Genomic DNA, 6,903 nt, shown 5'->3' on the forward strand with positions numbered 1-6,903 from the left:
TGTGAGTGAAATGTCCGCCGAAGCTGTCGCGCAGTCGGCAAAGCCGACGATCTTCTTCGACGGCGTATCCAGTCGCAGGCGACAGGTCACGCTGACACATGGTGACGCGCTCGAAATCGCCGAGCCGGGCGAGGCCGAGGGGCCGCGGACGATCGCGCGCTGGCCCTATGCCGACATCCGTCGCGCCGACAGTCCGGCCGGCATCCTGCGCCTTGCCGCGACCTCCGCGCCGCCGCTGGCACGGCTCGAAATCCGTGATGCCTCGCTCGCAGCGGACCTGGTCGCGCGTTGTATCCGGCTCGACGAGCACCAGACCACGCGCCGCGGTGTTGCGAAGATCGTCGGCTGGTCGATGGCCGCCGCCGTTTCCATCGTCTGCGTCGTGCTGTTCGGCGTGCCGCTCGCAGCCGACCGTCTTGCCCCGCTGGTGCCCAAACCGGTCGAACGGCGGATCGGCGATGCCGCCGAGGTCCAGGTGAAGACCATTTTCGGGCGCAGCGTGTGCGAGGATGCGGCGGGCAAGGCCGCCTTCACGAAACTCGTCAACCGGTTGCGCGATGCCGCCGGCCTCGACGACGATTCCATGACGGCGGGCGTGCTGCCGACCTCGGTGCCGAATGCGTTTGCGCTGCCGGGCGGCAAGGTCTTCGTGATGCAGGGCCTGCTCGATAAGGCGCACAGCCCCGACGAGCTCGCCGGCATCCTCGCCCACGAGCTCGGCCATCTCAAGCATCACGACAACATGCGCGGGCTGATCTACAACGGCGGCACCTCGTTCTTGATCGGCCTGTTGTTCGGCGACGTCACCGGCTCGTCGGCGGTGATCTTCGCCTCGCGCAGCGTGGTTGAGGCCTCCTATTCGCGCGAGGCCGAGACGGGGGCCGATACGTTCGCGATCGAGATCATGCACGCGCTCGGCCGCTCACCAAAGCCGGCCGCCGAATTGATGTTCCGCATCACCGGCAAGGAAGGCGGTAGCGGTTTCACGATCCTGGCGAGCCATCCCCTGACTGAGGACCGTCTCGCCCGCATGACCAAGGAAGACCGCCCCGCCAGCGGCCCGCCGCTGCTGACGGACAAGGAGTGGCAGTCGCTGAAGGGAATTTGCGGCAGCGGGAAGATTTAGTTGTCGCGCCGCTCTCATCGCGTCCCGTAGGCCCGGTCGCCGGCATCGCCGAGACCCGGTACGATGAAGCCGTCCTCGTCGAGCCCTTCATCTACAGCGGCCGTCCAGATCGGGACGTCCGGATGCAGCCCACGCAGCCGCTCGAGTCCTTCCGGAGCTGCGATCAGGCAGGCCAGCCGAATATCCTTTGCGCCGCGCTCCTTCAGTCGATCGATCGCGGCAACGGCCGTGTTGGCGGTCGCGACCACCGGCGTCACCACAATCGCAAGGCGCTCGCTAAGATCGGACGGCGATTTGAAAAAGTACTCGACCGCGGCAAAACTGTGCGGCTCGCGGTAGAGCCCGATATGCGCGACGCGCGCGGTCGGCACCAGATCCATCATGCCGTCGACGAAGGTGGTGCCGGCGCGGAGCATCGGCACGAACACCAGCTTCTTGCCGGCGATCTTGGCCGAGTGCATGCGCGCCAGCGGCGTGTCGACGACGACGTCGGTGAGCGGCAGGTCGCGCGTCACCTCGTAGCACAAGAGCATCCCGATCTCCTTGATCAGCTCGCGGAACGATTTTGTCGAGATGGATTTGTCCCGCACCAGGGTCAGCTTGTGCTGAACCAGCGGATGATCGACGACGGTGACGCCTTCCATATTGAATGCTCTTGCTTTTTCCCTTCTCCCCTCGTGGGAGAAGGTGGCGCGAAGCGCCGGATGAGGGGTATCTATCCGCGAGTTCAAATGGATGAGGAGCACTCGCGGAGAGAACCCCTCACCCGCCTCGCTTCGCGAGGCACCCTCTCCCACAAGGGGAGAGGGTCAGAAGACAGTGCCGTCACTAATGACCTTGAGCGGCGGCGCGCCGTCACTTCGGCGCGCAAAGGCGATGGCCCGGCCGGCTGCCCAGGTGCCGCCTTCCAGAATGCTGGCGAGCGGCAGCGACTCCGGCGTGCGGCCGAGTTTCGCGCGCACGAGGTCTGCGAGCCGGTCCAGCAGCGCGACGGTGAGGGCGCGCCACTCCACGACAAGCAGCGAGTCGATCGCATGCGCGCGCTCGGCATCAGCGGGATCGCGCAGGCGAAGCACCTCGTGATCGACGAACAGCCCGCCATTGCGGTATTCGGCGAGCCCGGTCAGGCCGTCGATGTCAGTGACCTCAAATCCGGCGCGCTGGAGCGGCTCGATCAGCGAATAGCTCAGCCATTGCGACAGCTTGTGCAGCGGCACGAGGCCCGCGGTCGCATCATCGGCCTTGATCGCCGGATGGCGCCAGCAATCGCCGAGCGGAACGCCGGCAAGTTCAAGCCGCGACGGCCAGATCGGTCCGAGCTGGTTCAGCACCGCGGACAGGATGGCGGGCGCGGGAAGCAAGCCGTCCGTCGCCTGCGCCGCGATGTGATCGAACAAGCCGCCCGGCCGCGGCGTATCGTGCAAGCCGAAAACATCCGCACGCTCCGCCACTAGCCGTCCCAGTCGCCGCAGCAGATCCGTGCGTCCTTCGAGACCGAGCAACGGATTGGCATCGCTCACCTGGAAGGCAGACGTGAGCGCGGCGAGCGGCAGTTTTGCGAGCACATCCGCATCGACTCTGAACGGCGCGCGCGCGTCGCCCGAGAAGAGGCCGCTCGCGAACATGTCGAGGCTTGCGATCGCGAGCCCCTCGGATCGGCCGATCCCTTCTCCCGTGAGCGCACCGCGGTATCGCCAAGCGGGTCCGGCGCCAGCATCGAGCAGCACGCTGACAATCGCGAGGTCGAATTCCGCGCGTGCCTGCGCCGCGCGATCCGGCCACGACGTGGCATCCGCAAGGCGCGCCCAGCGATCGACGCCGCCAAGCACGAAATGCCGCCAGCGCGCATGAAAGGGAATGTCGAGCGTCGGATAGGCCCGGCGCGTGACCGCGACCACGGCGTCCGCGACACTGTCCATCCGATCGAGATCGACTGTGAAATGGCTTAAGCCGTCGCGCAGGCCGAGTTCAAGCATCTGCTCCGCACGCGCGCGCACCGCCTCTGCGCTGAGGAGTGAGCGGGCCGGTTGTTCTGGGGCGTCCGCCATGACGTTCAGTATTTTTCCAGCGAACGCCCGACTATGTCGTTCACGTCCTTTTCAGTCACATCGTCGCCGGAGTAATAGCCGGCGGCCTTCTTCGCGGCGATCTCGACATAGGCATCGGCAGGAATCAGCTCCGGCGGGATCGGCACGCGCTCGACGATGTCGATGCCCTGCGAGGTCAGCGCGTCGTGTTTCATATCGCTCATCGACAGGAAGCGGTCGATGCGCTTTAACCCCAGCCAGTGGATCGTATCCGGCATCAGCTGCTGGAAGCGCGCATCCTGGACCCCGGCGACGCATTCGGTGCGCTCGAAATAGGCGGCGGCCGCGTCGCCATCCTCCTGGCGCTTGCGCGCGTTATAGACCAGGAATTTGGTGACCTCGCCGAGTGCGCGTCCTTCCTTGCGGTTGTAGACGACGAGCCCGAGCCCGCCCTCCTGCGCGCCCCGCGCCGATTCCTCGATGCCGTGGATGAGGTAGGGTCGGCAGGTGCAGATGTCGGAGCCGAACACGTCGGAGCCGTTGCACTCGTCGTGCACGCGGCAGGTGATCCTGGTGCGATGGTCCGGCAGCTTGGTCACGTCGCCGAACATGTAGACGGTGGTGCCGCCGATCGGCGGCAGGAACACCTTCATGTCCGGCCGGGTTACCAGTTCGGGGAACATGCCGGCGGTCTGCTCGAACAGCGTGCGCCGCAGCTCGGTCTCGCCCGTGCCGAAGCGCTCCGCAAGGCCGGGCAGATACCAGACCGGATCGATCGCGATCTTCACCACCGAGACGCTGCCATTGGCGTGCACGACCTCGCCGTCGGCGCGCAGGCGCTTGGCAGCCAGTGCCTCGCGGATCTCCGGCAGGTCGAGCCGCGCGCGCGTCACCGCGATGCTCGGCCTTATGTCGCAGCCCTCCGCAATCTCCTTGCGGAAACTCTCGGCGACGAGGTGGCCCCAGGGATCGAGCGCGACGATCTTGGCCGGATCGCTCCACTGCGGAAACGGCCCGATGGTCGCGGCCGGAAAGGTGTTGGTGAGGTCGGGACGGCGGATCGGATCGAGCGCACCCGCGGAGACGGCGAGCGCCCGATACATCGCATAGGATCCGCCATGGCTGCCGATCACGTTGCGATCCTGCGCGCGCGACACCGTGCCGATGATCGGACCCCTAGCCCGCGCATCCGCGGCACCCCAGTGGATCGGAAAGGCGGCCTTCCTGCCCGGCTCCGGATGGGAGGTGAGGCGGATGTGGTCGGTACGGTTCGCGCGGCTCATGACCAAACTCCCAAAAAGCCAACGGCCCGCCGCTCGGACGGGCCTGGCTCGGTCGCGCTGCCGGTGCTGAACACGGGTCACGCGAGCTCAATCCAACATATTGTAGCGGGCAGTCGCGACAGACAAGTTAATCGTACTGTGCTGCTGGGCCGTTTGCGGCCAAAATCCCGTCATCGACCAGCCGGCAGGGCTCGCCTAAACGCCGCGCCCTGGCGCTGGCCGACCTTGCCGCTCCGCCTGCGCGATTGGCCTAAAGAATTGAAGTATTTATATTTTTTCATATTTTCAAGGGGCTGTGCATGGTTTGCCCGGCCGGCGCCCTATCCTGGACAAAACGTGTCATCAGACCAATCGCACAGATCGCCTTCGCCTTGGAGACCGCCATGCCTTCCGCCAGCTACATCGACCCCCGCAATGGAAAGCTCTATCCGCTCGACCAGCCGCGCTGGTGCTCGGACGAGCGCACGCCGCTGCTGGTGACGCCGGGGGCAGGGATATCGCGGGACGAGATCGAGAGCCGCACGCGATCGCTCTGGCGCTACCGGGCGGCGCTGCCGGTCGAGATCAAAAGCCCGATCACGCTCGGCGAAGGCTGCACGCCGCTGGTCCAGCAGGACTGGGGCGACTTGCGGCCATTCTTCAAGCTCGAATGGTTCAACCCGACCGGCAGCTTCAAGGACAGGGGCTCGTCGGTGATGCTGTCCCTCCTGCGGCAGATCGGCGTCGACGCCATTCTGGAGGATTCTTCCGGCAATGGCGGCTCGTCGATGGCGGGACTCGGTGCCGCCGGCGGCATGCGCGTGAAGATCCTGGCGCCTGCGTCGACTTCGCCGGCCAAGATCGCCCAGGTACGCGCCTATGGCGCCGCGGTGCAGCTCGTCGAGGGCCCGCGCGAGGAGTCGGAGGCCGAGGCGATCCGCCAGTCGAGCCAGACCTTCTATGCCAGCCATAACTGGCAGCCGCTCTTCCTCGAAGGCACCAAGTCGCTCGCCTATGAAGTCTGGGAGGATCTCGGCTACCGCGCGCCCGACAACGTCATCGTCCCCGTCGGCGCCGGCAGCAGCCTGCTCGGTTGCGCCTTCGGCTTCCGCGAGCTCAAGAAAGCCGGCCAGATCGCAAAGTTGCCGCGGCTGTTCGCGGCGCAACCGCAAAATTGCTCACCGATCGATGCGAGTTTTCGGGCCGGCGTCGATACGCCGGTGCCGCGCGAGGTGCACAAGACCATCGCCGAAGGCACCGCCATCAAGCATCCCCTGCGGCTGCGCGAGATCATCGGCGCCTTGCGCGAGAGCGGCGGCGGCACCGTTGCGCTCAGCGAGGACGAGATCGTCGCCGCCCTGCGACGGCTGGCGCGGCAGGGCCTGTTCGCCGAGCCGACCAGCGCGGGCGCGGCCGCGGCACTGGAAAAACTGTCCGGCGCCGGCGCCATCAAGGCGAACGAGACCACGGTGGCGGTGCTCACCGGCACCGGCCTCAAGGCCGCAACCACTGTCGCCGATCTCGTGCAATAGGGCTGGCGCGGAACGGCCCTTGCATCTGCGTTGAACCTTCGGCGCCCGTTGGCAGCCTCATGAAGATCGCATTCGAACGAAAGGAGAGTTTTATGGCCGCACCGGACCCGTTTGCAGGTTTCAAGGCCGTCCAGAAGGAAGCCTGGTCGCTGTTCGCGCCGATCGAGGTGTTCACGACGCCGTCGGCAGCCAGGCTCGTGAACTTTGCCGGCGTTGTCGCCGGTCAGCGCCTGCTCGACGTCGGCTGCGGCACCGGCGTCGTCGCGATCACGGCGGCGCGCCGCGGAGCCAAGGTCACGGGCCTCGACCTGTCGCCGGTCCTGATCGAGCGCGCCCGCGAGCACGCGCAACTGGTGAATCTCGACATCGACTTCACGGACGGCGATGCCGAGAGCCTGCCCTATGGCGACAACGAGTTCGATGCGGTCCTCAGCCAGTTCGGCCACATGTTCGCGCCGCGCCCTGACGTTGCCACCGCCGAGATGCTACGCGTGCTCAAGCCCGGCGGCACCATCGCCTTCTCCACCTGGCCGCCGCATCTCTTTGTCGGACGGATGTTCGCGCTGATTGGGGCCCGCCTGCCGCCGCCCGAGGGTGTGGCGTCGCCGGTCTTGTGGGGCGACCCAAAGGTTATCACCGAGCGCCTCGCGGGTCGGGTGAGCGATCTCTCGTTCGAGATGGACATGATGACGCCGTCCGCGCTCAGCCCGCAACATTTCCGCCGCACCATGGAAGCGACCATCGGGCCTCTGATCAAGCTCGTCGCCGAATACAAGGACGAACCGGAGAAGCTCAAGAGCTTGCGCACCGAGTTCGAAGCGCTGATCTCCGGTTACTTCGACCCCGGCAACAACGTGATGCGCCAGCAGTTTCTGATGACGAAGGCGAGGATGGTGTGAGGCGCTGGGGGGCGAATGTCTTGAGAGAGAGGACCCTTGCTTACCCTCCCCTGGAGG

General features: G+C 66.3%; 6 protein-coding genes. 3 read left to right on the forward strand and 3 right to left on the reverse strand.

What is annotated here, in order from left to right; all coding sequences use genetic code 11:
- The first annotated feature begins 1 nt into the window (after position 1).
- Positions 2 to 1,126, forward strand: coding sequence for a M48 family metallopeptidase (locus FXV83_RS32100; RefSeq protein ID WP_148743589.1), 1,125 nt, complete (start codon positions 2 to 4; stop codon positions 1,124 to 1,126).
- A 14-nt stretch (positions 1,127 to 1,140) separates the two neighbouring features.
- On the opposite strand, the gene upp is transcribed toward FXV83_RS32100, so the two are convergent.
- From upp to FXV83_RS32115, 3 genes are all read right to left on the reverse strand, one after another.
- A complete protein-coding gene (gene upp, locus FXV83_RS32105; RefSeq protein ID WP_148743590.1) occupies positions 1,141 to 1,770 on the reverse strand; it encodes a uracil phosphoribosyltransferase in 630 nt (209 codons plus the stop codon).
- Positions 1,771 to 1,935: 165 nt separating this feature from the next.
- Positions 1,936 to 3,174, reverse strand: a complete 1,239-nt coding sequence (locus FXV83_RS32110; RefSeq protein WP_148743591.1) for a URC4/urg3 family protein — start codon at positions 3,172 to 3,174, stop codon at positions 1,936 to 1,938.
- A 5-nt stretch (positions 3,175 to 3,179) separates the two neighbouring features.
- Positions 3,180 to 4,436: a GTP cyclohydrolase II gene (locus FXV83_RS32115; protein ID WP_148743592.1), complete on the reverse strand. Its 1,257-nt coding sequence runs from the start codon at positions 4,434 to 4,436 to the stop codon at positions 3,180 to 3,182.
- A 383-nt stretch (positions 4,437 to 4,819) separates the two neighbouring features.
- Between FXV83_RS32115 and FXV83_RS32120 the strand changes: the two genes are divergently transcribed.
- Positions 4,820 to 5,947 (forward strand): threonine synthase, encoded by a 1,128-nt coding sequence (locus FXV83_RS32120; protein ID WP_148743593.1) that lies wholly within the window; start codon positions 4,820 to 4,822, stop codon positions 5,945 to 5,947.
- A 92-nt stretch (positions 5,948 to 6,039) separates the two neighbouring features.
- Positions 6,040 to 6,846 carry a class I SAM-dependent methyltransferase gene (locus tag FXV83_RS32125; protein WP_187436305.1) on the forward strand — a complete coding sequence of 269 codons (807 nt, stop codon included), beginning with the start codon at positions 6,040 to 6,042 and terminating at the stop codon, positions 6,844 to 6,846.
- Positions 6,847 to 6,903 lie beyond the last annotated feature (57 nt).

The sequence above is a fragment of the Bradyrhizobium hipponense genome, from assembly GCF_008123965.1.
Taxonomy (GTDB): Bacteria; Pseudomonadota; Alphaproteobacteria; order Rhizobiales; family Xanthobacteraceae; genus Bradyrhizobium; species Bradyrhizobium hipponense.

What these genes read in the sequence shown, in the direction of transcription:
- upp (WP_148743590.1), bottom strand. Translation starts at nt 1,770, where the DNA reads ATGGAAGGCGTCACCGTCGTCGATCATCCGCTGGTTCAGCACAAGCTG.
- FXV83_RS32115 (WP_148743592.1), bottom strand. Translation starts at nt 4,436, where the DNA reads ATGAGCCGCGCGAACCGTACCGACCACATCCGCCTCACCTCCCATCCG.
- FXV83_RS32125 (WP_187436305.1), top strand. Translation starts at nt 6,040, where the DNA reads ATGGCCGCACCGGACCCGTTTGCAGGTTTCAAGGCCGTCCAGAAGGAA.
- FXV83_RS32120 (WP_148743593.1), top strand. Translation starts at nt 4,820, where the DNA reads ATGCCTTCCGCCAGCTACATCGACCCCCGCAATGGAAAGCTCTATCCG.
- FXV83_RS32110 (WP_148743591.1), bottom strand. Translation starts at nt 3,174, where the DNA reads ATGGCGGACGCCCCAGAACAACCGGCCCGCTCACTCCTCAGCGCAGAG.